We start from the raw sequence: 23795 nt of genomic DNA on the forward strand, positions 1-23795 counted from the left end.
GCGTGAAGTGCGGTATTTGTGGCCTAAGAGCGAACAACAGAGCTTTTTCGCGGGTGCGCCTTTGCCCTTGGCAAGGTTTGGCCCTTCGGGGTATGCCTCGCGCAACGCATTGACGGAGAACACCTGTGAGCCAAACTGACAGCTTCATCGAAGAGGTAACCGAAGAGGTTCGCCGCGACCGTTTGTTCGCGATGATCAAGAAGTGGGGATGGGTCGCTATTCTGGTCGTTCTGATGATCGTTGGCGGGGCCGCTTACAACGAATACCGCAAATCCGCGATCAAAGCCGAAGCCGAGGGCTTTGGCGACGTGCTGCTGGCGGGAATTGACGCAAATGACGCCGGTGCGACGTTGGCGACGGTTCCGACATCGAACCCGCAGCAAGCCGCGATTGCAGGCCATCTGGCCGCCGCTGACGCGCTTGCCGCCCAGAACACCGACGCCGGCATGGATACGCTGGACAAGGTTGTCGGCACCGAAGGCGTGCCCACCGTCTATGCCGAGCTTGCAAAGCTCAAGCGCGCTTTGGCCTTGCCACCGGAAACCCCTGTAGAAGAACGCCGTGCGGCATTCGAAGCCTTGGCGGCCCCGGGTGCGCCGTTTCAGCCTTTGGCCGAGGAACAGCTGGCACTGATTGCAGCGGAAACCGGCAAACCGGAAGAAGCCGTTGCGATCCTTCAGGGGCTGCTGGATTCAGCGAAAATCACACCGGGCTTGCAACGACGCGCCGCAGAGTTGATTGTGGCATTGGGCGGCGAGCTTGCGGATACGCAGTAAAATACGGGCGCAGCCCGAGACAGACCAATTGACCGCGCGCAGAACAGCGCGGCAGAGTAGTACGAGAGAGGGTCAGCAGGGGCTATGGGCGTGAAATTTTCCAAGACTTCACTGACGGGCGTGGCGATCTGCGCATTGCTGGCGCTAGGCGCATGTGGCGAAGACGAGCTGGTGTTGGATGGCGAACGCTACGACGTCCGCGCCCCGCTTCCGGGCGCTGACGGTGCCGCTGGTGTCGACGGCGGCGGTGACGTGAACCTGACCAAAGCCTTCAACGCGCCTGCGCAAGCGAACCATGCCAGCTGGACGCATCGCGGCGGCAGCAACTCCCATAAAGTTTCGCATCCGGCGCTGAATGCCAATTTGACCCCCATCTGGACGGCCAATATCGGCAAAGGCAACAGCCGCAAAACGCGGATCACAGCCGATCCGGTGGTTGCGGGCGGTCGTATTTTCACCATGGACAGCGCGTCGACCGTGGTTGCCACCGGCTCTGACGGTGCAGCCCTATGGAGCCGTGCGCTGATCCCTTCGACGGACAAGGACGGCGACGCCACTGGCGGCGGGCTGGCCTTTGCGGACGGCACGATTTACGCGACGACCGGATTCGGGGAACTGTTCGCCATCGAGGCCACCTCGGGTGCGGTTAAGTGGCGGCAGAAACTTGACGCGCCGCTAACCTCTGCCCCGACGGTCGAGGGTGGATTGGTCTACGTGGTGAGCCGCGACAGCCAAGCCTGGGCGTTGGACACGACGCATGGTCGCATCAAGTGGCAACTGCCCGGAACGCCGTCTAACGCGGCAATCAGCGGCGGGGCAGGTCCCGCCATCGCACCGCGACTGGTGGTGTTCCCGTTCAGCTCTGGCGAGCTGGCAGGGGCGCTGAAGAAATCCGGCATCCGCGTGTGGGGCTCGTCTGTGGCGGGCAAGCGCAAGGGTGTGGCTTACGCGACGATCTCGGACGTGACCGGTGATCCGGTTATCGTTGACGGTGTGATCTATGCGGCGAACCAGTCCGGACGCGTCGTGGCAATGAAAGCGTCCTCGGGCGAGCGCATCTGGACGGCCCGCGAAGGCTCTTACTCACCGGTCTGGCCGTCGGGCGACAGCGTGTTCCTCGTCTCGGACCAAAACGAATTGCTGCGTCTCGACCGCGCAACGGGCGAGCGTATCTGGGGCACCGAGTTGCCGTATTACACAGCGCGGAAGTTGCGCAAACGGGACGAAATTTACGCGCATTTCGGGCCAATTCTTGCGGGTGGCCGCCTTGTCGTGGCCTCTGGTGACGGCCAAATCCGCAGCTATGACCCGGCATCGGGCGCGCTGATCGGCACGACAGCCCTCAAAGGCGGCGCCGCCTCTGCACCGGTTGTTGTGAACGGCACGCTCTACGTCATGACGGGCAAGGGACAACTCGCCGCTTTCCGTTGACGCCGTTTGCCTGTATGACGCGCCTCTGACCGACCTTCGGAGCTATTGTCATGTCTTTCACCCTCGCCATTGTGGGCCGTCCCAATGTGGGCAAATCCACGCTGTTCAACCGTCTGGTGGGCAAGCGTCTGGCGCTGGTCGATGACCAACCCGGCGTCACCCGCGACCTGCGCGAAGGCGCTGCGCGGCTGGGGGATTTGAAGTTCACCATCATCGACACCGCTGGCTTGGAAATGGCCACGGACGAGTCGCTGCAAGGCCGGATGCGGATGCTTACCGAGCGCGCGGTGGAGATGGCAGATGCGTGCCTGTTCCTGATCGACGCCCGTGCGGGTGTTTTGCCCGCTGACGAGATTTTCGCCGACATCCTGCGCAAAAAGAATGCGCAGGTGATTTTGGCTGCGAACAAAGCCGAAGGGAAGGCGGGAGAGGCGGGCTTGATGGAAGCCTATTCCTTGGGGCTGGGCGAGCCGTTGGGCCTGTCTGCCGAGCACGGCGAAGGCATGGCCGATCTGGCCTATGTGTTGCGTCCAATGATTGATCTGGCCGAGAAAGAGCATGTCGACTACATCCCTGAAGTCGACATTGATCTGACCGACACAGACGAAGAACATGACGAAGACGAGGTGGTTGAATATATCCCGCCAACCCCTTCAAAACCTTTGCAAATTGCGGTTGTTGGCCGTCCGAATGCGGGCAAGTCGACACTGATCAACAAGATCATCGGCGAGGAGCGTTTGCTGACTGGCCCCGAGGCTGGAATTACCCGTGACGCGATTTCCGTGATGACCGACTGGTCCGGCACTCCGATGCGGATTTTCGACACGGCGGGAATGCGTAAGAAGGCAAAAATTCAAGACAAGCTGGAGAAGCTGTCCGTGTCCGACGGGCTGCGCGCGGTGAAATTCGCCGAAGTTGTTGTGGTGCTTCTGGACGTGGATATCCCGTTCGAACAGCAGGATTTGCGCATCGCCGATCTGGCCGAGCGCGAGGGTCGTGCGGTTGTGCTGGCCGTGAACAAATGGGATTTGGAAGGCGACAAGCAGGACAAGCTCAAACAGCTTAAAGAGCAGTTCGGGCGACTGTTGCCACAACTGCGCGGCGCGCCGTTGATCACCGTTTCTGCACTAACCGGAAGAGGGCTGGAGCGCCTGCACGACGCCATTCTCGAAGCGCACCAAGTCTGGAACCGCCGTGTCAGCACGTCGGCGCTGAACCGCTGGTTGGTCGGGATGCTGGAGCAACATCCACCGCCCGCACCGCAGGGCAAACGCATCAAGCTGCGCTACATGACGCAAGTGAAAGCCCGCCCACCGGGATTCGTTGTGATGGCCTCGCATCCTGATCTGCTGCCAGCGAGCTATTCGCGCTATCTGGTGAACGGCCTGCGTGAAGACTTCGACATGCCCGGCACACCGATCCGCCTGTTCATGCGCTCGCAGAACGAGGACAACCCTTTCAAGGGACGCAAGAAAGCGCCACCGTCCAAGTTGCGCAAGCATATCGACGGGCGCAAGAAGTAGGTTTGAAAAGCCAGAACCGCCGCTGGGTTGCGGCGGTTCTTGGAAGCCTCTCACCTGCTATATGTTAAGAGGGTTTTCCTGGAATTAGAGCAGGACGGACTGGCTTCTACCGATACTCATAGCACAATTTTTGCTGAGTCGCAGCTATAGAGTTCTAAAACTCGCCGCCGCCTTCGCCTGCGCCGTCCTGCCAAGGTTTGATCAGGTTGCCAAAGCGGGTGAAACGACCCTCGAATGACAGCTCGACGGAGCCGATAGGACCGTGGCGTTGCTTGCCGATGATGACTTCAGCTTTGCCGTGGCAATGCGACATTTCGTTTTGCCAGTTCGCCATTTTCTCAAGCTCGTGGTCGGCGGGCTTCTCGCGTTCTTTGTAGTATTCCTCGCGGTACACGAACATCACCACATCCGCGTCCTGCTCGATCGAGCCGGATTCACGCAGATCAGAGAGCTGCGGACGCTTGTCTTCGCGGCTTTCCACGTTCCGCGACAACTGCGAAAGCGCGATCACGGGGATGTCGAGTTCCTTGGCGATGGCTTTCAGACCTTGGGTAATCTCCGACACCTCGTTCACGCGGCTGTCTTTGGCTGTCGCAGGGCGCACAAGCTGCAAGTAGTCGATGATCAGCACGTCCAGACCATGCGTTCGCTTCAAGCGTCGCGCGCGGGCGGCAAGCTGGGAGATGGGCAGGGCAGGCGTGTCGTCGATGAACAGCGGGCAGGATTCCAAGGACTTGGCGGCCTCAACGAAACGGCGGAATTCGGTCTCGTTCATGTCACCACGGCGGATTTGCTCGGACGGCACTTCGGCAGCCTCGGACAGTACACGGGCGGCCAACTGTTCGGCGCTCATCTCCAGCGAGAAGAACCCAACGGAGCCGCCTTCGATCGCCCCTTCGGAGCCGTCATGTGTGACGCCTTTCTTATAGGCCTTCGCCACGTTGAACGCGATGTTGGTGGCCAGCGAGGTTTTCCCCATAGAAGGGCGTCCGGCGAGGATCAGAAGGTCGGAGCGGTGCAGCCCGCCCAGCTTCTTGTCCATGTCGATCAAACCAGTGGAGACACCCGCAAGCCCGCCTTCGCGTTGGTAGGCGGCGTTCGCGACCTCGACCGCGTCAGTCACGGCTTTCAGGAAGCTTTGGAAGCCGCTTTCGGTCTGGCCAGCCTCGGCCAGTGCATAGAGCCGCTGCTCCGCGTCAACGATCTGGCTGCGCGGGTCGCTTTCGGTTTCGACCTTGCCCGCTTTCAAGGCAATTTCCTGCCCCAATTCGATCAACTCGCGGCGGATCGCGAGGTCATAGATCATTTGTGCGTAGTCGCGGGCGGCAAAGGCCGAGATCGACGCGCCTTGCAGACGAACTAGATAGGCAGGACCACCCAGCTCTTGCAGACCTTCATCGTCTTCAAAATAGGGCTTCAGCGTGACGGGGGAAACGAGCAGGTTCTTGTGAATACGCGCGGCAGAGGTCTCGTAGATGCGGCGGTGGACCGGGTCGAAGAAGTGCTCCGCAGAGATCACCGAGGCGACGCGGTCGAACACGTCGTTATTGGTCAGGATCGCGCCCAACAACTGTTGCTCTGCTTCGATATTGTGGGGCAACGCCCCGCCCGCATCCACATGCACAGATGCGCCTGGCCCCGCACCCGGTGCCGTACTCAGATCATTCATTACAGTCCCCTTGTCCCTGGATAAGACCAATGACGGATCACGGGAGTCGGATCAATCTGGATATCCTGTGGGTAACTCATGATTGGCATTTTAAGGGTGCATATTGCGACGTCAGGGTCGCATTCGTCAACATGTGGGAAATAAATCTGGTCTTGACCGATTATCTTAACGTAAGGGCAACCTTACGGGCGACTGATAAATGCAATTTGGCGCGCTGGCAAAAACCCGCGCGCCAAATTGCGATTCGTCAGCCATGCGTTGCTTGCCATCCGGCAGGGTCGCGCAGGAATTTTTCGACCTCGGCCAAGGTCTCCGGATCGAAAGATTGCTGTTCCTTGGCGACCGCTAGCACGTCCCACCACGTGCACAGGCAGTGCAAGGTAATGCCGTGGCCGTCGAGCACCTCGCGGGTGTTGGGGAAGATGTCGTAGAAGAATATCAGGGCCGTGTGCGAACAGGTGGCGCCGGTTTCGCGGATCGCTTCGACGAAGCTTATCTTGGAGCCGCCATCGGTGGTCATATCCTCGACCAGCAGGACGCGCTCGCCCTCTTTCATCACGCCCTCGATGCGGGCATTGCGACCGTAGCCTTTAGGTTTCTTGCGCACATAGGTCATGGGCAGGCCCAGACGTTCGGCCATCAGCGCGCCGAAGGGGATGCCGGCCGTCTCGCCGCCCGCGACATTGTCGAACGCCTCGAACCCCGCATCACGCATGACGGTGCAGGCAAGGAAATCCATTAGCGTTGCGCGGATGCGCGGGAAGGAGATCAGCTTGCGACAATCGACATAGGTCGGGGCTTTCTTGCCGGAGGAATGGGTGAATGGCTCTCGGGCGTTGAAATGGACCGCGCCAACCTCCAGCAGCATCGAGGCAGTCAGGCGGGCGATTTCTTCGCGGCTGGGATAGGTGGTCGGGATCATATGAGCGGTCCTTGTGGCGTAGGTCGGAGCCTCCGGCGGAGGTATTTTTGAAGCAATGATAGGTTAGGTGACGCGCCAATGCAGCGCCATTTGAGGGTCGAACACGGTGACATCGCCCTGAGGCGTTTTGATGTGGTCGGGATAGGTGACGGGGTCGCCTTTGGTCAGGGTGATCTTGTCGGGGTTCGGGGCCAGGCCGTAGAAGGCAGGGCCATGTAGCGAGGCAAAGCCTTCGAGCTTGTCGAGGGCACCGTCCTGTTCGAATACCTCCGCGAGGATCGACAGAGTGTTGGTCGCGGTGAAACAGCCCGCGCAGCCGCAGGGCAGCAGCTTGTTGGCATCTGTATGGGGGGCGCTGTCTGTGCCCAGAAAGAAACTTTTATCGCCGGAGGTCGCGGCTGCGCGAAGGGCGAGGCGATGCTCCTCGCGCTTGGCCACGGGAAGGCAATAGTAGTGCGGCTTGATGCCGCCCGCGAGGATGTGGTTGCGGTTGATGACGAGGTGATGCGTGGTGATGGTTGCGGCCAGATCATCGCCACCCTCGCGCGCATAATCCGCGCCTTGCTTGGTGGTGATGTGTTCCATCACCACGCGCAGGCCCGGAACCGAGCGGCGGATCGGGTCGAGCACAGTGTCAATGAACACTGCTTCGCGGTCAAAAATGTCGACTTCAGGGTTGGTGACCTCGCCATGCACGCATAGCGGCAAGCCGATTTGCGCCATGTTTTCAAGAACGCGTTGCACCTTGGAGAAATCCGCCACGCCGGAGGCAGAGTTGGTTGTGGCACCAGCCGGATAGAGTTTGACCGCGTGGATCAGCCCGATCTCGGCGGCGGCGCGCAGGTCTTTGACGTCAGTTTCCTCGGTCAGATAGAGCGTCATCAGGGGCTGGAATTTCGAGTTGTCAGGTTTGGCCGCCATGATCCGGTCGCGATACTCGGCGGCATCCTTGGCGGTGACCACGGGGGGCACGAGGTTCGGCATAATAATCGCGCGACCGAAATGGCGCGCGGTCTCTGGCAACACGGCCTTGAGCATATCCCCGTCGCGCAGGTGTAAGTGCCAGTCGTCCGGGCGGGTCAGGGTTAAGCTGGTCATAGGTCGCACCTCATATCGTTGGCGGTGATTAGCGCTTTGACAGCCGCAAGGCCAGAGGGCGCAGGGCAATTGGGGCAAAAAGCGCTGCTGCGATAAGCGGGAAGCGGCGAGACGGGCGCGGTGCGCATTTTACACAGGGCAAGGCCATCCGAGTATGTTAACCAAAGTGAAATAAATCCAATGACACACGTTATGAGGCGAATAATGAAGCGAGCAGCACTGATTTTGGCCGTTCTGGCCGCCTGTACCCCCAAGATATACGACACAGCCGACGTGGCCGAACGCAGCGCGGCCGATGTCGCGTCCTGCCAGTTTATCGGGACGGTGCGCGGGATTCCTGCGGTCTTTGGTCCGTTAAAGGATATTGGCCTGAAGGATGCGCGTCGCGCGGCCAAAGTGAAGGCCAAAGAGGTTGGCGGCAACACGGTTGTGTTCGAGCCAATCCCCGAAGGGGCTGAAGTCTATGATGTGCCAGCCAAGGTTTATGCCTGCTAGGACAGGCGATGCCTTAGGGTTGCGTGTGTTGCAATGCGGGATTGCCCGATTGTCGGTCGTGCCGGAGGGTGCCAGCTCCTATATCTGACGCAAGGCAAGCGTTTAGGCTTGGATGCAGACGGAGATGGACATGGCCTATATCAGCCAAACTCAACCAATCGCACTTTTCGAGCGTATCAGTGATTTCTTCGCGTCCTTGCTAAGTGCAGTAGATGTGGCGGCGAGCGCCAACACCCGTATCCGCGAGATGGAACATTTAAACGCACGATCCGATGCCCAACTTGAAAAAATGGGGCTGCGCCGCGAAGACATTGCGCGGCATGTTTTTCGGGATATTTACGACTTTTAACAGAGGCTAAGGCGATCAGCGTCTTGTCTTTATCGAATAAAAAAGGGCGCAGAAAGCGCCCTTCTTCTTCATCACATGTAATTTCGCAACCTTATGACGTGTTTTGCAAACGGCGGCGCTTTTTGAAGGCACTGGCGAAACGCTCGGCCCGTTTTTCGTTTCCGCGATCGGTGAGATACCCTTCCATAGCTTGGCGGTATAGATAGATATCCTTGCGGGCGCGAATGGCGCGGTAGAAGTCCAGCTCGCTCAACGTACCCTCGACAGCGCCTTCCATCACGTCTTTCAAGACGTTCATCCGGCTGAGAACCAACGCTGATTTATGGCCCAAGCCCGCTCCTTTCAGGTGGACGAGGTTCCGGCCCTTCAGGCGTTCGACATGTTTGCGGTCGCCTTCGTGGAACTGGTCATAGATCAGGTAAACTTGAGACGCAGATTTGGTTTGTTTGGAGGCGTCCGAATAGGGCAGGCCCCAATCAGCGGCGCGACCTTTGGCAAAACGGCCTTCCCACGGGACTTTGGCCGCATCGAGCGTGGTTTGCGGAGAGAAAGCAACCACCGTGGCGCCGGGGGCCAGCGACGAAAACGTCAACGCGCCGAATGCGCCCATCGACGTGCCGACAAATGCCACTTTCTTGAACCCGGAAAAGAACCCTTCGTCGCGCAACCCTTCGAGATGCGCGATCAATCCCTCGTCACGAAACCACGTGGGCTCCTGAGCGTAGATTCCAAGATGGGAATACTCGCGGTCGGCACAGAATTTTTGCGCCCACGGCTCGCGGGCATATGCGTCATTGCCGGCTTGCGAGAGGTTGTCGAAGGACACCACAAGTTGGTCTGTGTCACGCTCGACAAACGAGGCGGCGTAGCTGCCGTGGGAATGGAACCAACCACGCTTATCGCCGCCGGGATAGATCTCGCGGTACCATGTGGGCGGGGCGAGGGCTTCTTCCAACGCGTCATTGGCGGGGCTGGGGGTAGGGAGTTCTTCGGCTTCCGCAGCCAGTTCGGCCTCCTGCTTGCGGCGGGCTTGCAGGTTGCCCATGGCGGTCATCAGAGCCTCGGTTGCGGCGGCGCGGTCTGCCAGTTGGGTGGCAAGCTGGTCTTCGGTGCTTGCGCTGCTATCCTCGCCCTCAAGGTCTTCAGTTTGGAAAAAGTCTTTGCAATCAGGCATAAATCGCTTCACCAGGCGGCGGTTCTCGCGGGTGACTTGGTTCATCAATCCCAACCGTTCGCTGCGCGAGAACACATCGCGGGACTTGATGGTGCCGGGGTGGTTCAGGGCGATAAGTTCGCGGATGACCTCACGGGTGTTGAAGTCGGTACGCTCGCCCATCATGGATAAAAGTTCCGACATTTCTGCCGAGAAGGTCTTGTTCGAGAAGCCTTCCATAACCCGAAGGTCTCGGGTGATGGGCATGCCCAGATGATGCGCGAAGTCACGTACGACATCGCCGTCCACCAACCATTTGGGGCCAAAGGGGCGCACAATGATGTTCTCTTCACCAAACAAGTCGGCATAGGTGTTGAAGGTGTTGAGATAGTGCAGACGGCGTTTGGCGTCATCGAGGAAGGCTTGGCGATCCGGCGGGATGCGGCTGTTTTTCAACAGTTGCTTGTAGAGCGCCTCGAGATAGCTGTCCTGACGGCGAATGTAGCAAATAACCTTGGTGCGCTGCTTGAACTCGTCAGGGGCGGCGCCTGACAATTTGCGTGCGGTGTGCAGGTTGAACAACATCTCCGAGGAGGCAACTTGCGTGACGTCTGGCATGGCATCGGCTTCACGCAGCATGTCTTCCATCAGCTTGGTCGCGTTTCCGGTGCGGGCCGCGGCGGCCAGCTGGTTGTGCGCGATATGCGCTCGACCCGTGGACATGAAGTTCAATCGCCCCGTGTCGCGCAACGTGTCGGCGTTGTCGTTCAGAAAGTTCTGAAGTGATGTGGTCCCTGTTTTAGGTGACCCGATATGAAGCCATATCTTTCCCATGTGCCTTGCCCGCCTTGCCTGTTTTCGTCATTTGCGGCCCCCTCTTTTGCCGGGGGGCGTTATGCCACGCTCTTCCAAAAGCGCGTTTGCCGCATTGAGTTTGCGGCGAAACACCGGACCATTGCCGGTGCTCAGAACCCGCTCCGCCAGATAGGCGATGAGCAGGGGATGTTTGTCCTCGGGAATGCGCAGGATCAATTCGCGCAGGTAGCGGCGGAAATCGCGCCGCGCCCGAAGCATTTTGTAAAAACTGGTACGTGTCAGCGTGCCATCGACGCAGGCACCGACCACGGGCTTCAATAGACCCATCTGGATTAGGCCCGATGCGATGCGGTGGCCTTGGAACCGGCATTTCAGCTTGGTGATGTTTGGCCCGCGAAACAGGGCCGCGTGCATGGCGTCTGGCGGCTCCAACGGATCATATAAGATGAACACGTCTTTGGCCTTGGCCACCATGTCGGGGGCGTAGCCGTAGTCATTGTTGTAATTGCGCTTCCATGCTTTTTGGTAGCGCGTTTCCCAAGAGGCGACGTCGCGATCGAGCGTGGCCTGAGGGCTGATTGCAACCACCGTCGCCTTGGGGCAGGCGGCGGAAAATGCGCAGGCAGCATAGGCCCCCATGGACGCGCCGTAGAAAACGACGGTGTCGAACTGGGCAAAAAACTTCTCTTTCTTCAGACGGTTGAAGAAGGCGATGACGTCGTCGTCGCGGTACCACGTCCAGTCATGCGCCATCAGGCCAAGGATCGACCAGCCCTGCTTTTGCACGAAGTCAAAGCCCCACGGCAGGCGATTGCCATGCTCGAACACGTGGTCAAGGTTCTCGAAGGTGACAATCAGCGTTTTGCCCGATTTGACGAACAAAGCAGTGTGATCTGCGCCAAGTTCTTCGAAAAATCCATGCTCCTCGCCCATGGCGCGCAACTCGGCATTCCACGCGTCGCGGTCCATCTCGTCGGTCGGGGCTTTGAGATCGATGACATCACTCATGCGGCAACTCGTTTGCGCAGTCCCGGGAACAGGTCGAGTGAGGGCGAAATGGCTTCGAACAATGCGCGTCCGGTTTCGGTTTCCATCAGTATCTGGATTTGGTCACGGTGCCATTGCACGGCGCGGTCATGCAGACGTCCCAACTTGGCATCACCGACGAGGTCGTCGTAAATGTCTTTCATCCCCCCCAGTTTTGGCTGGATTGTCGCGTCATAGGCCTCGTTGCGGTTCATATCCTCCCAGTAATCGGCCCCGCGTAAACCTTCGCCGAAGGCACGACCGCGGGCTGATTTGAGCAGGAAGCTTTCGCGTGTACGCACTGCGTAATGGTTGATCTGGCCCAGCTCGTAGCTAATGGTCTCGCGGTTCAGGCGCCAACTGCTGCTATGATAGCTTTCGGGCAAAGGGGTGCCTGCGGGACCCGTCCAGTTCAACGCATCCCAGTCGTTATTTGGCACCGATTTTGGGCGGTGGCAGCCGACAAGCTCCACCGCGTCGGTACGATGGATCGACTTGATCCCCCAAGCCTGTGCAGGGCTGGGGCAATGCTGGGGTGCGCAACGGCGCAGGGTTTCAGTGAGAAAGCCGTCATGGAAAGACGTCACATCAGCGCTGCCGAATAACCGCCAGGCCAGTGAAATGCACTTGGCGTCAGGGGCGGCTGCGGTCAGGTCGGTGATCTGGCCTTGGCCCGCATGGATGTTCACGAACTCGTCGGCGTCGATGACCGCAACCCAGTCGTGATCCTTGTAGACCTGTTCCTTGGTGGATTTGCGGAAGGCGCGCACCTGATGAGAGGCGCGGGCACCCTCGCGGGCCGGATTGCGGCGATGGGTGACAAGGCCCATATTTTCCAGACGGCGGAGAATTTTCTCGGTGCCGTCTTCACAGTCGTTTGTGTAGACCAGAAAGTGGTTAAACCCGATCGACAAATGATAGGCGACCCACTCAAGAATGTAGGGGCCTTCGTTCTTCATACATGTCAGGATCAGGTGCTTTTGGCTCATCGTTTTTGCACCACCAGCACTTGGTCGCGTTTGTCTTTGTGCCATTGGGCCTGAAAGATGAAGCAGCCTGAAATGTCGGCGCGAAAGCCGTTCAAGACGTCTTGGATATCTGTGTCAGGATGGGCGAAGCCACCTTCGCGCAGATAGCCTTGGAACAAGACCGCGGTGCGAGGGTAGCCGGAGTTTTCCAGCGCCTTGGGCTGAAACCGCAAATCCTCGACGATATAAAGCCCGCCGGATTTTACTTTTGGAAACAGTGCGGTAAAGGCGTGTTGTTGATGGTGCGACGCATGGGTGGCGTCATCGAGCACAACATCGAACGGGTCAGATTTGGCAGTCGCGCGATCCAATGTTTCGACGCTGTCGGACGTCGCGCGGACGGTCTTGAGGCGAGCATCTTTCTTGCCTGTATAAGCCTCCGCGTCGATGCCCGTCAGCTTGGCTTTGGACAGGTACTCCAACCACATCTCGACCGCCGCAGGCTCGCGCAGGCCAAGCAGCCCCATGTGAATGGCGCGGCCACGCAGGGGGCTGAACAGCATCTGGTAGAGTTCCGTGAAACGGTGCTTGCCGGAGCCTTGGTCCAAGCCGCGCTCATCCGCCAGATCAGTCAGGTTCACGATGCCGCGCCCTTTGCGGTCGACATTCGTGACCTCGGGGATTGCCGTGCCGGGGATCATCTTCGGCTCTTTCGGCCGATGCGGGTTGGACTTGGGCAAAGGCGCATCCGACGGCACGATCTTGTGCTTCTTGATCAGCTTGCCGATCAGACTGTCCGGATGCGGTTCGCCATTTTCGCGCTCGATGATGCGCATACGCATCCGGCGACCCCAGAAATGGATCGAGAGCGTGTTGTCGGTGATATAGTGGCTCAGGTCCATGTTCGGCTTCAGCATCATCCGACGCTTTTTGAAGCTGATCGGGAACAAGGCCTCGATCGGCATGGCGTATTTGTGTTCGCCGGTTTTGTGCAGGAAGTGGGTCAGGGCTTGCGGGCCCCAGACACCCCAGGACTGTTCTCCGACATGGACCGGATCGCCAGCTTCCTTCTTGGCACGCATTTCGGCCTTCAGGTCTTCGGAAAACCAATCGGGAATGGCGTATTCGTCGGACGTGAAGTCGATCAGTCCGGCAAGCGTTTCGCTGTCAGCAGGCAATCCCACCACACCGTTGTTGATATGATGCGCGCTTTCCCAGCCGTGGAAATGTCCGTTGGGGGTTGTAAATCGTTTCACACAATAGGCGTCGGTGTCGGCCCAGATCTGGTCGTCAGTCTTGGCCAGCATGTTGTAGCGCCACTTATCCGCCTGCGGGGCGGGAGAGCCTGTGCGTTTATGCGCGATCACATTGCCAAGCGGCATGATCTCGTTGGCGTCGCAAATCTCGATGCCATCGGGAATATTGCCCACGTCGCCATAGGTATACATTTTCACATGATGGCCAGCGTCACGGAACGACACGGCGCAAAGCTGCTCCATGTAGGAAAGATTGCCGCCGATCCACAGCTGGGCAATTGCATAGTCTTTGGACACGTTTCTGCCTCTCGTGAGCGGAGTTAATCCCCGCCATCTCTTTATGATTGTTTCGATTCTCGCAAAGGAGGGGTTAAAACGCAAGGAAAACTGATTCGCTTCACGCGAATAACGGGTCGTAAGGGCAACAGGCGTCATATGAACATCACACTCGTCACAACCATGCGCAACGAAGGGCCGCATCTGCTGGAATGGATGGCCCATCACCGCGCTGCGGGGGTGAGCGACTTCCTTGTCTTCACCAACGATTGCGAAGACGGCACCGAAGCGCTTCTGGAGTTGCTCCCCGACGTGACACATGTGCCGTTGGATGAGGGCAAGAAACCTCCTCAGTGGCGGGCGCTGAAGGCAGCTTGGGACCATCCTGTTGTGGCCTCTGCGGACTGGGTTGCTTGTCTTGATTGCGACGAGTTTATCAATCTTGACGGTGGGTTATCTGATCTTCCTGATCTAATTTCCCAAGTGGATGCCGACATGATCTTGTTGCCGTGGCGCCTGTTCGGTCACTCGGGTCAGGCGGAGCTATCAGACGAACTCACGACCGAACGCTTCACGCGCGCAGCTCCCGAAAACCTGCTCTATCCGGCGATTGGGAGTTACTTCAAATCCCTGTTCCGACGCGACGGACCGTTCCGCCAGTTAGGCGTTCACCGGCCCAAGCAAAAGAATCCGGAGCGACATGGCTTGCCCCGGATTGTCGATGGCTCCGGCGCGCCCGTCCCTGACGCGGTGGCGTCGAATGAAGGGCAGATCATGCTTTGGGGGCAGCTGATTGCGCGCGGTTTGGTTCAGTTGAACCATTATTCGGTGCGGTCTGCGGCGGATTTTATGCTCAAGCGCGGTCGCGGACTACCCAACCATCAACAAAAACAGATTGATCTGACCTATTGGGTCGAGCGGAACTTCAACACTGTCGAAGACCTTTCGATTTCCCGTATGGCACCTGCGACCAAGGCCGAGATTGAAAAACTGCTGGCGTTGGACGGTGTGACGGATGCGCTGGCGGCTTGCCGTGCATGGCATCGCGCGCGGTTTGATGGGGTAATGCAAGACCCTGACGAGTTGAAGCTTTTTGGCCGCTTGTTGCTGGCAGAGGGTGCCGCGCATTTGCCGGAAGCGGTGGCGCTTGATCTGGTCAGGCGTTATGGACAGGTCCATGGCGCAAACTGATATCTACCAAAAACGCGAACTGAATGTTGTTGAAGATCAAGGCATTGTGGCTCTTGATTGTATCGGCTGGGAAGACCCCATCGGGGGTATGGGGCTTCGGGTGTTTTTCAAAACCGGAACGCCTTTGGAGGCATTCGAGCCAGAACCCCGCGAGGGTTGCGCGACGATCAGCGAAGCCCGTGTGATTAATGGCGGGCCAATGCTTGTCGGCGTGGCGGCAGAGCCGTCTACACAGGTCACGATCGCGCTGAAAGAGGGGTCGTTGATACTGCCGGTGCAGCAGCCGGAAACCGATTTGTTCGAGGACATGAATGTCTGCATGGTCGAGCGGAATGGCGAGTCCATCGCTGTGATCGAGGATTGGTTGCGGTACCATATGGCGGGGCATGGGCTTGAAGCACTCCTTGTCATAGATCGCGAAAAACCCAAATTTGAGAAAGGCTTCGAGGATAAACTTAAAGCACTCGTGTCAAAGCTGGAATTGAAACGTCTTGTGCATGTGAAGTCGTCCGTACCGCTTGGGGATGCAACGCTTCCGTCCGCCTCACACCCGTTCAATGCTCCTGATGCACCGGGTAAGGACCGGATGGAGGATTTGCCACAAGAGCCGCAAACCTCGCCCATGGCCGAGTTATCGCTGTATGAATGGGCCAAGTGGCGCTTTTTGGGGCGTGCGCGGGCGGTGATGAATATCGACCTGACGGATATTCTGGCGCCGGAAAACAAGCCGTTCGACGCGGTTCACGAAACCTCGGCGGGGGTTATCCAGCTTATCGGGCAGCGCATCTATCCGTGGCGGGTCCGGCCCAAGAAGAAGCCGACTTTCGGGGATCATATCTGTCGCCAGTTTGACAATCCTCGTGCCAACCGCCGCTGGTGCATCGCGCCGTCCCGCTTGGGCAGTGACAAAGTTTGGCGCTTCGTGCGGATCGTTGATGCCGAGCCGCAACCGGATGAAATCATGACCTTTACGCGGGCGATGGCGATCCGGCATCCGGATAGCTCGGCCGCGGAGTTGGTGCCGAAATCGTCGCTGATCGAAGACGAGCATTTACTGGCGTTGGCGCAAGATGTCTGGGAGCACAAGCCCGTGCGCCCCCCCGAAAGCAAGATGGAAGAACCCGCAGGCAAGGCCATTGATGGCGGACGGACGGTCATCGTGACCTGTATGAAAAACGAAGGGCCATTTATCCTTGAATGGATCGCCTATCACCGCGCCATCGGTGTTGATGACTTCCTTGTTTACACCAATGACTGCAACGACGGCACGGACGAGCTTTTGGACTTGCTCCAAGAACGCGGCATTCTGCAACGACGTGATAACAAATTTGCGGGCACTGACCTGAAGCCTCAGCACTGGGCGCTGGATGCCGCTGACAATGAAAAGGTGTTCAAGAACGCGGGTTGGGCGATTTCGATGGATGTGGATGAGTTCATCAACATCCATGTGGGCGAGGGCAAGCTGGACGATTTGTATAAGGCCGTCGGCGACGCCAACATGATTTCGCTGACCTGGCGGCTGTTTGGCAATGCGGATGTGCATGAATACAAAGACGAATTCCTGATCACACAGTTTACGCAATGTGCGCCAGAGCTATGCCGAAAACCGCATCAGGCATGGGGCTTCAAGACCCTGTTCCGCAATATCGGCATCTACAAGAAGATGGGTGTCCACCGACCAAAAGGGCTGAAGCCTGACTTGTGGGACAAGATCAAATGGGTGAACGGGTCCGGCAAGCCGATGCCGAAGAAACTGATCCGCAACGGCTGGCGTTCGACCACGGACAGCTACGGGTATGATCTGGTGACACTAAACCACTACGCGGTGCGCTCTGCCGAGAGCTTTCTGGTCAAGCGTGACCGTGGGCGGGTGAACCATGTCGATCGGGATCAAGGTTTAAGTTATTGGTTTCGCATGAATAACAACTGGGAAAAGAATACCTCTGCTCAGACTAAACTGCCGCTGCTGCAAGCCGAGTTTAACCGCCTGATGGCCGATCCCGAGCTGCGCGCGGCGCATGAATACTCGGTCGCCAAGCACCGCGAAAAGATCGAGGAGCTGAAAGCCACGGAGAACTATTCCAACTTCTACAAGGACCTGACCGGCCCGCGGATGGAGCGACTGGCGCGGATGCACAATTATTTCGGGGCAAATGTGTTTCTCGCCGGTCCCGATGTGATCCCTGACGAGGTGGCGCTCAAAGACGACATCCCCGAGGATTTCTTCTTCACCGTCGAAAAGGTCAAAACGACGCATTAGTGCCTGAGCGTTTTTGTAGGCCATCCCTTCCCATCATCAGCCTGCGATTGTAGAGACGGGGTGCAATGTTGAAGCTTAACCGTCCCCGTCAGACCATCACCGGTCCCAAAAGCCTGCGCCGCGCGGCGGTTGTGCTGGCGACCGTGTGCCTGCTGCCAATGATCGCCGTGGCCTTGGCCGCGTTGACCGGAGGAAGCGAGACGCTGGAGCATCTCGCGGATACGGTGTTGGGGCGTTATACGGCCACCACAGCATTGCTGGTGTTGATGGTGTCCATCGGGACGCTGATGATCGGCACGGGTGCCGCGTGGCTGGTAACCATGACGGAGTTTCCCGGTCGCAAACTGCTCGAGATCGCACTGGTCATCCCCTTGGCCTTTCCGGCCTACGTGCTGGCCTATGCCTACACCCATTTGCTAGACCACCCCGGCATCGTGCAATCTACGCTGCGCGATGTGACCGGCTGGGGTGCGCGGGATTACTGGTTCCCTGAAATACGCTCTTTGGGCGGGGCGGCGGTCATGTTGATCTTGGTGCTATACCCCTATGTTTACCTGCTGGCGCGGGCCGCGTTCTTGCAACAAAGTGCGACGTCCTTTCTGGCCGCACGCGCCTTGGGCAAGACGCCGTGGCAGGCCTTTCTGCGCGTCTCCATTCCCATGGCGCGGCCTGCGATTGCATCAGGGGTTTTGCTGGCGGTGATGGAGACGATTGCCGATTTCGGTACCGTTGCCTATTTCGGCGTGCAAACCTTCGCGACGGGTATCTATACAAGCTGGTTCTCGCTAGGGGATCGGGCAGGGGCGGCGCAACTGGCGCTTGGCATCTTGATGGTGGCCCTTGTTCTGGCGGTGCTGGAACGGTCCAGTCGCGGGCGGGCGAAATACCACGACAGCTCCAAACGCCAAGAGCCGATGGCCGCAATCGAGCTGGAAGGCTGGGCAAAATGGGGCGCGATGGCGCTGTGCGCAATTCCGGTGATCTTTGGCTGGGTTGTGCCGGGTGTGGCCTTGTTGATCATGGGATTTGGCAGTGAGCAAAACCTGTTCTCGCCACGCTATATGTCGTTCGCTTTGAATTCGATCACGCTGGCGATGATTGCGGCCTTCGTGACTCTCGCCGCGGCGGTGACGCTTGGGTATTTGCAGCGCCTTGATGACGGGTTGTTGTCGCGTTTGTCCACGTCGATTGCCCGCTTGGGCTACGCCGTGCCCGGCGGAGTGATTGCAGTGGGTCTGATGGTGCCCTTCGCCAATTTCGACAACGCGCTGGATGCGTGGATGCGGGCGACGTTCGATATCTCGACCGGCTTGCTGATCACTGGCTCCATCTGGTTGCTGATTGCGGCCTATATGATCCGTTTTCTTGCCGCGGCTTTGGGCGCTTATGAGGGTGGGCAGGTGGCGGTGAATGCGAATATGGACATGGCGTCGCGGGCTTTGGGGCAGACGGCGTTTGGCACCCTGCGGCGCGTGCATTTCCCGATTTTGCGGCCCAGCCTGTTGACGGCGCTTTTGATCGTGTTTGTGGACGTGATGAAGGAACTTCCCGCAACATTGATCCTACGCCCGTTCAACTATGACACGCTGGCGGTGCAGGCGTATCGCTTGGCCTCGGACGAGCGGTTGGAGGGGGCGGCAGTACCGTCTTTAGTGATCGTCGCCATCGGGCTGCTGCCCGTCATCCTGATCTGCCGCCAAGTCCGCCGCAAATAAAAAGGCGCGGAGGTTTCCCACCGCGCCTTTGAATATTAGAGTGGTTGGACTTATTCCCAGCCAACCTGATTGAATATCTCAAGTGCCACCGGCAGTTTAGTCGCCACGGCGGACAGATCCACCTCGTCAGCCTTGAATTCACCGAGCTTTTGAACAGCCGCGTTACCTTTGAAGCCCGCAACGACGGGGTATTCGTCATTGCCGTCAGCGAAGTAGCTCTGCGCTTGCTTGGAGACGAGGTATTCCATGAACTTCACCGCGTTGTCGCGGTTTGGTGCGTGTTTGGCGATGCCAGCGCCAGACAGGTTCACATGCGCGCCGTTGCCGTCTTGGTCAGGGAAGATCCAACCGATGCGCTCGATGTCAGCGGATACGCCGTCCACGTCGGTGCGGATCGCGCGGGCGAAGTAGTAGGTGTTGGAGACTGCGATGGCACATTCACCAGAGACGATGCCGCGCAATTGGTCGGTGTCACCTCCTTGGGGCGCGCGCGCCATGTTGTCGACAACGCCTTGCGCCCAAGCTTTGGCCGCTTCCTCGCCTTCATGCTCGACAATCGAGGCCAGCAGGGTCTGGTTGTAGGTGTTGGATGACGACCGGATGCACACCATGCCCTTATACGCAGGGTCTGCGAGGTCGGCGTAGGTGGCGGGCGGATTCGCCACGGCGGCCTTGTCGTAGAAGATGATGCGCGCACGCTGCGAGACGCCAAACCACTGGTTATCGCTGTCTTGCAGATTGGCAGGAACGGCGGCTTCCAGGATGTCGCTATCCACAGATTGCAGCACGCCCGCATCCTTTGCGCGTTTCAGGCGGGAGGTGTCGACGGTGATCAAAATATCAGCCGGAGAGTTCGCGCCTTCTGCCTTCATGCGGGTTAGCAGCTCGTCTGCTTTGCCTTCGATGCGGTTGATCGTGATGCCAGTGGCTTTGGTAAAGTCGGAGTAAAGGCGCTCGTCCGTGTCGTAGTGGCGAGCTGAATAGAGGTTCAGCTCCTCGGCGGCGAGTGCTGGCAGGGCTGCGCCAAAGGTGGCGGCCACGATTAACGGAAAGGTAACGGTAGGTTTGGTCATTTTTAGCGATCCAGTTTGGGTTGGTATTTCTTACTGTTTTGATTGGTTACTATATCTCGCGGAGGATGCAAGCGTTTCTGACTAAAAAGATCGGAAATAACATTTGACCGCTTAGAGAACGAAAAAGGGCGGCCAAACGACCGCCCCGTTCCAAACTCTAATGCTGTGTTCCTAGAAAAACGCCTGAAGCCCTGTGACTGCGCGGCCCAGAATCAGCGCGTGGACATCATGCGTGCCCTCGTAGGTGTTCACCGTTTCAAGATTCAGCATATGGCGCATGATCTGGTAATCTTCCTGAATGCCGTTGCCACCATGCATGTCCCGCGACATCCGTGCCATATCCAGCGCCTTGCCACAGTTGTTGCGTTTGACCAGGGAGATCATCTCGGGTGCAGCGCGGCCTTCGTCCATCAAGCGACCCACGCGCAAAGAGGCTTGCAGCCCCAGCGAAATCTCGGTCAACATATCCGCCAGCTTCTTTTGATAGAGCTGCGTTTGCGCCAGCGGTTTATTGAACTGCTTGCGATCGAGACCGTATTGACGCGCGGCGTGCATGCAGAACTCGGCGGCGCCAAGGACACCCCAAGAAATGCCATAGCGCGCACGGTTCAAACACCCGAACGGACCTTTCAGCCCCTCGACATTCGGCAGCAGCGCGTCTTCGCCGACAGCCACATCTTTCATTACGATCTCGCCGGTGGTGGAGGCGCGCAACGACAGCTTGCCGCCAATCTTCGGAGCGGACAGCCCGTCCATGCCTTTCTCCAGCACGAAGCCGCGTATCTTGCCACCATGGGCCTCGGATTTGGCCCAGACCACAAACACATCTGCAAAGGGGGAGTTTGAAATCCACATCTTCGCGCCGTTCAGCACATATCCGGTGTCGGTTTTCTTTGCGACGGTTTTCATCCCCGCGGGGTCGGAGCCCGCGTCGGGTTCAGTCAGGCCAAAGCAGCCGATCAGATCGCCCGACGCAAGGCCCGGTAAATATTTCTTGCGCTGTTCTTCGGAGCCATAGGCATAAATCGGGTACATCACCAAAGAGGATTGCACCGACATCATCGAGCGATACCCCGAATCCACCCGCTCGATCTCGCGGGCCACCAGCCCATAGGTCACATAGGACGCGCCCAAGCCGCCGTATTGCTCTGGCACTGTCAGGCCCAACAATCCCGCAGCCCCCATGGCTTTGAACATTCCGGGATCAACGGTCTCATCGCGGTAGGCGGCTATCACCTTCGGGGCCAGTTCGGTGTCAGCGAAACTACGGGCCGCGTCGCGCAACATGCGCTCGTCCTCGGTCAATTGGTCCTCAAGGCGGAACGGGTCTTCCCAGTCGAAACGCGCCATGTCGGGGGCGTCTTTTGCGGAAATTTGGGTGGTGACGTTCATGGGGCAACTCCAAATGCAGCGTTTGCCTTAGACTATAGTCGCGCTTGGTGGGGGGCAATGCTTGACGGCGGTGATCCTAGATGCAGCTATGTCGCAGGAAGGAGCCCCGCATGATCCAAATACCCCAGTCCATCGACGAGACGATCGAACTGTTGGCAAAGCAGGACTATATTTGCGGCAGGGCCTTGGCCACGGTGGTGTTCCTTTCGCTCAAATTGGGGCGCCCGATGTTTCTGGAAGGCGAGGCGGGGACGGGCAAGACCGAGATTGCCAAAGCCATCGCCGCCGCGTTGGGGCGTCGTCTGATCCGGCTGCAATGCTACGAGGGGCTTGATGCGTCCTCGGCCGTCTACGAATGGAATTTCCCCGCGCAAATGGTCGCCATCCGCACGGCGGAGGCGACAGGCGCCACGGACCGCGATGCCTTGCAGACAGAGCTATTCTCTGACGACTACCTAACCGCACGCCCGCTTCTGGAGGCGTTGCAGCCACAAGAAGGTGGCCCGCCGGTTCTGCTCATTGACGAGCTGGACCGCACGGACGCCCCGTTTGAGGCATTCCTGATGGAGGCCTTGTCGGATTTCCAAGTCACCATCCCGGAGCTGGGCACCATCAAAGCCGCAGAGCCCCCGATCGTCATCCTGACCTCGAACCGCACCCGCGAAGTCCACGACGCTCTCAAGCGCCGCTGCTTGTATCATTGGGTGGACTATCCCGATTTCGATCGCGAAATGGCGATCCTCTATGCCCGCGCGCCCGAAGCCCAAGAGGCCCTGAGCCGCGAGATAGTCGGCTTCGTGCAACGCCTGCGCAAGGAGGACCTGTTCAAATCCCCCGGTGTGGCGGAAACCATCGACTGGGCCAAATGCCTGCTGGCGCTGGATGTCATCGCCATGAGTCCCGAAGTCATCGCCGACACCCTTGGCGCAATTTTGAAATACCAGGACGACATCCAGAAAATACAGGGCGCCGAGGCCAAGCGCATCCTGGAAGACCTGCGCGAAGAACTGGCATGAAACGGCACTTCCCTATCATTGCTTCAAAAATACCTAAGGGGTTTGGGGGCTGGCCCCCAATGCGCAACTGAATGTCTGCCTATCCGCCCCTTGATATCCCCGCCGACGGCAAACTCGCTGATAACATCACATGGTTCGCGCGCGCGCTGCGTGCGGCGGGGATTCCTGTCGGCTCCGGGCGCGTGATAGACGCCATCCGCGCGGTCGAGGCTGTCGGTTTTTCCCGCAAGCCTGATTTCTTCTACGTCTTGCAAGCGTGCTTCGTGTCGCGTCCCGAACATCGCACGATTTTCGCTCAGGTCTTTCGCTTGTTTTGGCGGGACCCGCGATATCTGGAGCACATGATCGCCGCCCTCAGCCCGATGATCCGCGGCGTCCAAGAGGAGCACAAAGCCAAGCCTGCTGAAAAACGTGCCGCCGAAGCCTTACTGGAAGGTGTCACACGGGAGATCCCGCGCGACGAAGAAGAGGGCGAGGAGACGGAGATCGAGATCGACGCGTCGCGCACCATGTCGGGCGAGGAACGGCTGCGCAGTCTCGACTTCGAGCTGATGAGCAATGCCGAAATGGCCGCCGCCAAACGCATGCTCGCGAAGCTGACGCTTCCGGTGATACCACTCGTCTCGCGGCGTACCAGATTGACCCGGAATGGCCATCTGATCGACGGACCTGCGACGCTGCGAGCGGCGATGCGACAAGGGGGGGACATGCAAGACTTCGCCTTGAAGGCGCGGCGCACGCGGTGGCCGAACCTCGTGACGCTGTGCGATATTTCGGGCTCCATGTCGCAATATTCCCGTGCGGTGCTGCACTTCCTGCATGCCGTCAGCAACGAAAAGGGCGCGGGCTGGGCCAAGGTCCATGCCTTCACCTTTGGCACGCAACTCACCAACATCACCCGCCATCTGGCCACGCGGGATGTCGATGCGGCGCTGGCCGCAGCGGGTGCGCAAGCGCAGGATTGGGAGGGTGGCACCAAGATCGGCACCTGTCTGCACCAGTTCAATCGCGACTGGTCGCGCAGGGTCATGGGCAATGGGGCGGTTGTGTTGCTGATCACCGATGGCTTGGACCGCGATGATCCCGATGCGCTTGCCCACGAGATGCGCCGCCTGCATCTGAGCGCCAGAAAGGTAATCTGGCTGAACCCGCTTTTGCGGTGGGAGGAGTTCGCCCCGAAGGCCCGGGGCATTAAAGCCATGCTGCCCCATGTCGACAGCTTTCGCGCCGGCCACAATATCGCGGCGCTGGAGGCCTTGGCCGAGGCCATTTCACGTCCCGATGATGTGGGCGAAAAGGCGCGCCTGATGGCGCTGCTTTAGCGCAAGGAGCGGGTCGATTGGAAAGATCAGCAAGGTCAAACTCAAGCGCAGCAACAATGGAGACCATC

19 protein-coding genes are annotated in these 23795 nt (G+C 58.8%); 10 read left to right on the plus strand and 9 right to left on the minus strand.

Translation table 11 applies throughout. The features are described from left to right. Positions 1-125: 125 nt before the first annotated feature. From BDE40_RS03905 to der, 3 genes are all read left to right on the plus strand, one after another. Positions 126-776, plus strand: a complete 651-nt coding sequence (locus tag BDE40_RS03905; protein ID WP_134013005.1) for a hypothetical protein — start codon at positions 126-128, stop codon at positions 774-776. A gap of 90 nt (positions 777-866) precedes the next feature. Next, positions 867-2207: a PQQ-like beta-propeller repeat protein gene (locus BDE40_RS03910; protein ID WP_425462387.1), complete on the plus strand. Its 1341-nt coding sequence runs from the start codon at positions 867-869 to the stop codon at positions 2205-2207. A gap of 50 nt (positions 2208-2257) precedes the next feature. After that, the gene (gene der, locus BDE40_RS03915) at positions 2258-3730 is read left to right on the plus strand and encodes a ribosome biogenesis GTPase Der (RefSeq protein ID WP_134013009.1); all 1473 of its coding nucleotides are present in this window, start codon (positions 2258-2260) and stop codon (positions 3728-3730) included. Between the two features lie 154 nt (positions 3731-3884). On the opposite strand, the gene BDE40_RS03920 is transcribed toward der, so the two are convergent. The 3 genes from BDE40_RS03920 to pyrC form a co-directional block, all read right to left on the minus strand. Next, positions 3885-5399 (minus strand): replicative DNA helicase, encoded by a 1515-nt coding sequence (locus BDE40_RS03920; protein ID WP_134013011.1) that lies wholly within the window; start codon positions 5397-5399, stop codon positions 3885-3887. A 247-nt stretch (positions 5400-5646) separates the two neighbouring features. Continuing rightward, a complete protein-coding gene (locus BDE40_RS03925) occupies positions 5647-6321 on the minus strand; it encodes an orotate phosphoribosyltransferase (protein WP_134013013.1) in 675 nt (224 codons plus the stop codon). Between the two features lie 63 nt (positions 6322-6384). Further along, positions 6385-7419, minus strand: a complete 1035-nt coding sequence (gene pyrC / locus BDE40_RS03930; protein WP_134013015.1) for a dihydroorotase — start codon at positions 7417-7419, stop codon at positions 6385-6387. A 204-nt stretch (positions 7420-7623) separates the two neighbouring features. On the opposite strand from pyrC, the gene BDE40_RS03935 reads away from it, so the two are divergent. Further along, complete coding sequence (locus tag BDE40_RS03935; RefSeq protein ID WP_134013017.1) at positions 7624-7914, plus strand: DUF4156 domain-containing protein; 291 nt, start codon at positions 7624-7626, stop codon at positions 7912-7914. Between the two features lie 130 nt (positions 7915-8044). Then, positions 8045-8263 carry a DUF1127 domain-containing protein gene (locus BDE40_RS03940; RefSeq protein ID WP_134013019.1) on the plus strand — a complete coding sequence of 73 codons (219 nt, stop codon included), beginning with the start codon at positions 8045-8047 and terminating at the stop codon, positions 8261-8263. Positions 8264-8354: 91 nt separating this feature from the next. On the opposite strand, the gene BDE40_RS03945 is transcribed toward BDE40_RS03940, so the two are convergent. From BDE40_RS03945 to BDE40_RS18335, 4 genes are read right to left on the minus strand one after another with little or no spacing between them, the layout of a single operon-like run. Continuing rightward, positions 8355-10250 carry an alpha/beta hydrolase gene (locus BDE40_RS03945; RefSeq protein WP_134013021.1) on the minus strand — a complete coding sequence of 632 codons (1896 nt, stop codon included), beginning with the start codon at positions 10248-10250 and terminating at the stop codon, positions 8355-8357. A gap of 27 nt (positions 10251-10277) precedes the next feature. After that, on the minus strand, positions 10278-11240 hold the full coding sequence (locus tag BDE40_RS03950) for a phosphoadenosine phosphosulfate reductase (protein ID WP_134013023.1): 963 nt from the start codon (positions 11238-11240) through the stop codon (positions 10278-10280). Continuing rightward, on the minus strand, positions 11237-12247 hold the full coding sequence (locus tag BDE40_RS03955; RefSeq protein ID WP_162848021.1) for a glycosyltransferase family 2 protein: 1011 nt from the start codon (positions 12245-12247) through the stop codon (positions 11237-11239). The genes BDE40_RS03950 and BDE40_RS03955 overlap by 4 nt, the downstream gene beginning before the upstream one ends. Further along, complete coding sequence (locus BDE40_RS18335; RefSeq protein WP_246030352.1) at positions 12244-13779, minus strand: class I SAM-dependent methyltransferase; 1536 nt, start codon at positions 13777-13779, stop codon at positions 12244-12246. Before BDE40_RS18335 ends, BDE40_RS03955 begins: the two co-directional genes overlap by 4 nt. 138 nt (positions 13780-13917) lie before the next feature. Here BDE40_RS18335 and BDE40_RS03970 point away from each other — a divergent pair, with 138 nt between their 5' ends. The 3 genes from BDE40_RS03970 (at position 13918) to BDE40_RS03980 (ending at position 18924) form a co-directional block, all read left to right on the plus strand. Further along, positions 13918-14949 (plus strand): glycosyltransferase family 2 protein, encoded by a 1032-nt coding sequence (locus tag BDE40_RS03970; RefSeq protein ID WP_246030353.1) that lies wholly within the window; start codon positions 13918-13920, stop codon positions 14947-14949. A 1168-nt stretch (positions 14950-16117) separates the two neighbouring features. Beyond that, positions 16118-17209, plus strand: coding sequence for a glycosyltransferase family 2 protein (locus BDE40_RS18555; protein WP_425462392.1), 1092 nt, complete (start codon positions 16118-16120; stop codon positions 17207-17209). Between the two features lie 65 nt (positions 17210-17274). Next, the gene (locus BDE40_RS03980) at positions 17275-18924 is read left to right on the plus strand and encodes an ABC transporter permease (protein ID WP_134013029.1); all 1650 of its coding nucleotides are present in this window, start codon (positions 17275-17277) and stop codon (positions 18922-18924) included. Positions 18925-18974: 50 nt separating this feature from the next. On the opposite strand, the gene BDE40_RS03985 is transcribed toward BDE40_RS03980, so the two are convergent. Together BDE40_RS03985 and BDE40_RS03990 are read right to left on the minus strand one after the other, a co-directional pair. Next, a complete protein-coding gene (locus BDE40_RS03985; RefSeq protein WP_134013031.1) occupies positions 18975-19997 on the minus strand; it encodes an extracellular solute-binding protein in 1023 nt (340 codons plus the stop codon). 171 nt (positions 19998-20168) lie between these two features. Then, positions 20169-21389, minus strand: a complete 1221-nt coding sequence (locus BDE40_RS03990) for an acyl-CoA dehydrogenase (RefSeq protein WP_134013033.1) — start codon at positions 21387-21389, stop codon at positions 20169-20171. 110 nt (positions 21390-21499) lie between these two features. Between BDE40_RS03990 and BDE40_RS03995 the strand changes: the two genes are divergently transcribed. Both BDE40_RS03995 and BDE40_RS04000 read left to right on the plus strand, forming a co-directional pair. After that, positions 21500-22405, plus strand: coding sequence for an AAA family ATPase (locus tag BDE40_RS03995; protein ID WP_134013035.1), 906 nt, complete (start codon positions 21500-21502; stop codon positions 22403-22405). 71 nt (positions 22406-22476) lie between these two features. Next, complete coding sequence (locus BDE40_RS04000; protein ID WP_134013037.1) at positions 22477-23727, plus strand: vWA domain-containing protein; 1251 nt, start codon at positions 22477-22479, stop codon at positions 23725-23727. The last annotated feature ends 68 nt before the right edge of the window (positions 23728-23795 follow it).

The organism is Litoreibacter halocynthiae, assembly GCF_004365635.1.
Classification (GTDB): domain Bacteria; phylum Pseudomonadota; class Alphaproteobacteria; order Rhodobacterales; family Rhodobacteraceae; genus Litoreibacter; species Litoreibacter halocynthiae.

Bases quoted from the DNA above. Each gene is read 5' to 3' on its own strand.
- BDE40_RS04000 (WP_134013037.1), top strand. From the start codon at position 22,477: ATGTCTGCCTATCCGCCCCTTGATATCCCCGCCGACGGCAAACTCGCT.
- BDE40_RS03980 (WP_134013029.1), top strand. From the start codon at position 17,275: ATGTTGAAGCTTAACCGTCCCCGTCAGACCATCACCGGTCCCAAAAGC.
- BDE40_RS18555 (WP_425462392.1), top strand. From the start codon at position 16,118: ATGAAAAACGAAGGGCCATTTATCCTTGAATGGATCGCCTATCACCGC.
- BDE40_RS03925 (WP_134013013.1), bottom strand. From the start codon at position 6,321: ATGATCCCGACCACCTATCCCAGCCGCGAAGAAATCGCCCGCCTGACT.
- BDE40_RS03970 (WP_246030353.1), top strand. From the start codon at position 13,918: ATGAACATCACACTCGTCACAACCATGCGCAACGAAGGGCCGCATCTG.
- BDE40_RS03985 (WP_134013031.1), bottom strand. From the start codon at position 19,997: ATGACCAAACCTACCGTTACCTTTCCGTTAATCGTGGCCGCCACCTTT.
- BDE40_RS03950 (WP_134013023.1), bottom strand. From the start codon at position 11,240: ATGAGTGATGTCATCGATCTCAAAGCCCCGACCGACGAGATGGACCGC.
- BDE40_RS03995 (WP_134013035.1), top strand. From the start codon at position 21,500: ATGATCCAAATACCCCAGTCCATCGACGAGACGATCGAACTGTTGGCA.
- BDE40_RS03935 (WP_134013017.1), top strand. From the start codon at position 7,624: ATGAAGCGAGCAGCACTGATTTTGGCCGTTCTGGCCGCCTGTACCCCC.
- der (WP_134013009.1), top strand. From the start codon at position 2,258: ATGTCTTTCACCCTCGCCATTGTGGGCCGTCCCAATGTGGGCAAATCC.
- BDE40_RS03945 (WP_134013021.1), bottom strand. From the start codon at position 10,250: ATGGGAAAGATATGGCTTCATATCGGGTCACCTAAAACAGGGACCACA.
- BDE40_RS03920 (WP_134013011.1), bottom strand. From the start codon at position 5,399: ATGAATGATCTGAGTACGGCACCGGGTGCGGGGCCAGGCGCATCTGTG.
- pyrC (WP_134013015.1), bottom strand. From the start codon at position 7,419: ATGACCAGCTTAACCCTGACCCGCCCGGACGACTGGCACTTACACCTG.
- BDE40_RS03990 (WP_134013033.1), bottom strand. From the start codon at position 21,389: ATGAACGTCACCACCCAAATTTCCGCAAAAGACGCCCCCGACATGGCG.
- BDE40_RS03940 (WP_134013019.1), top strand. From the start codon at position 8,045: ATGGCCTATATCAGCCAAACTCAACCAATCGCACTTTTCGAGCGTATC.
- BDE40_RS03955 (WP_162848021.1), bottom strand. From the start codon at position 12,247: ATGAGCCAAAAGCACCTGATCCTGACATGTATGAAGAACGAAGGCCCC.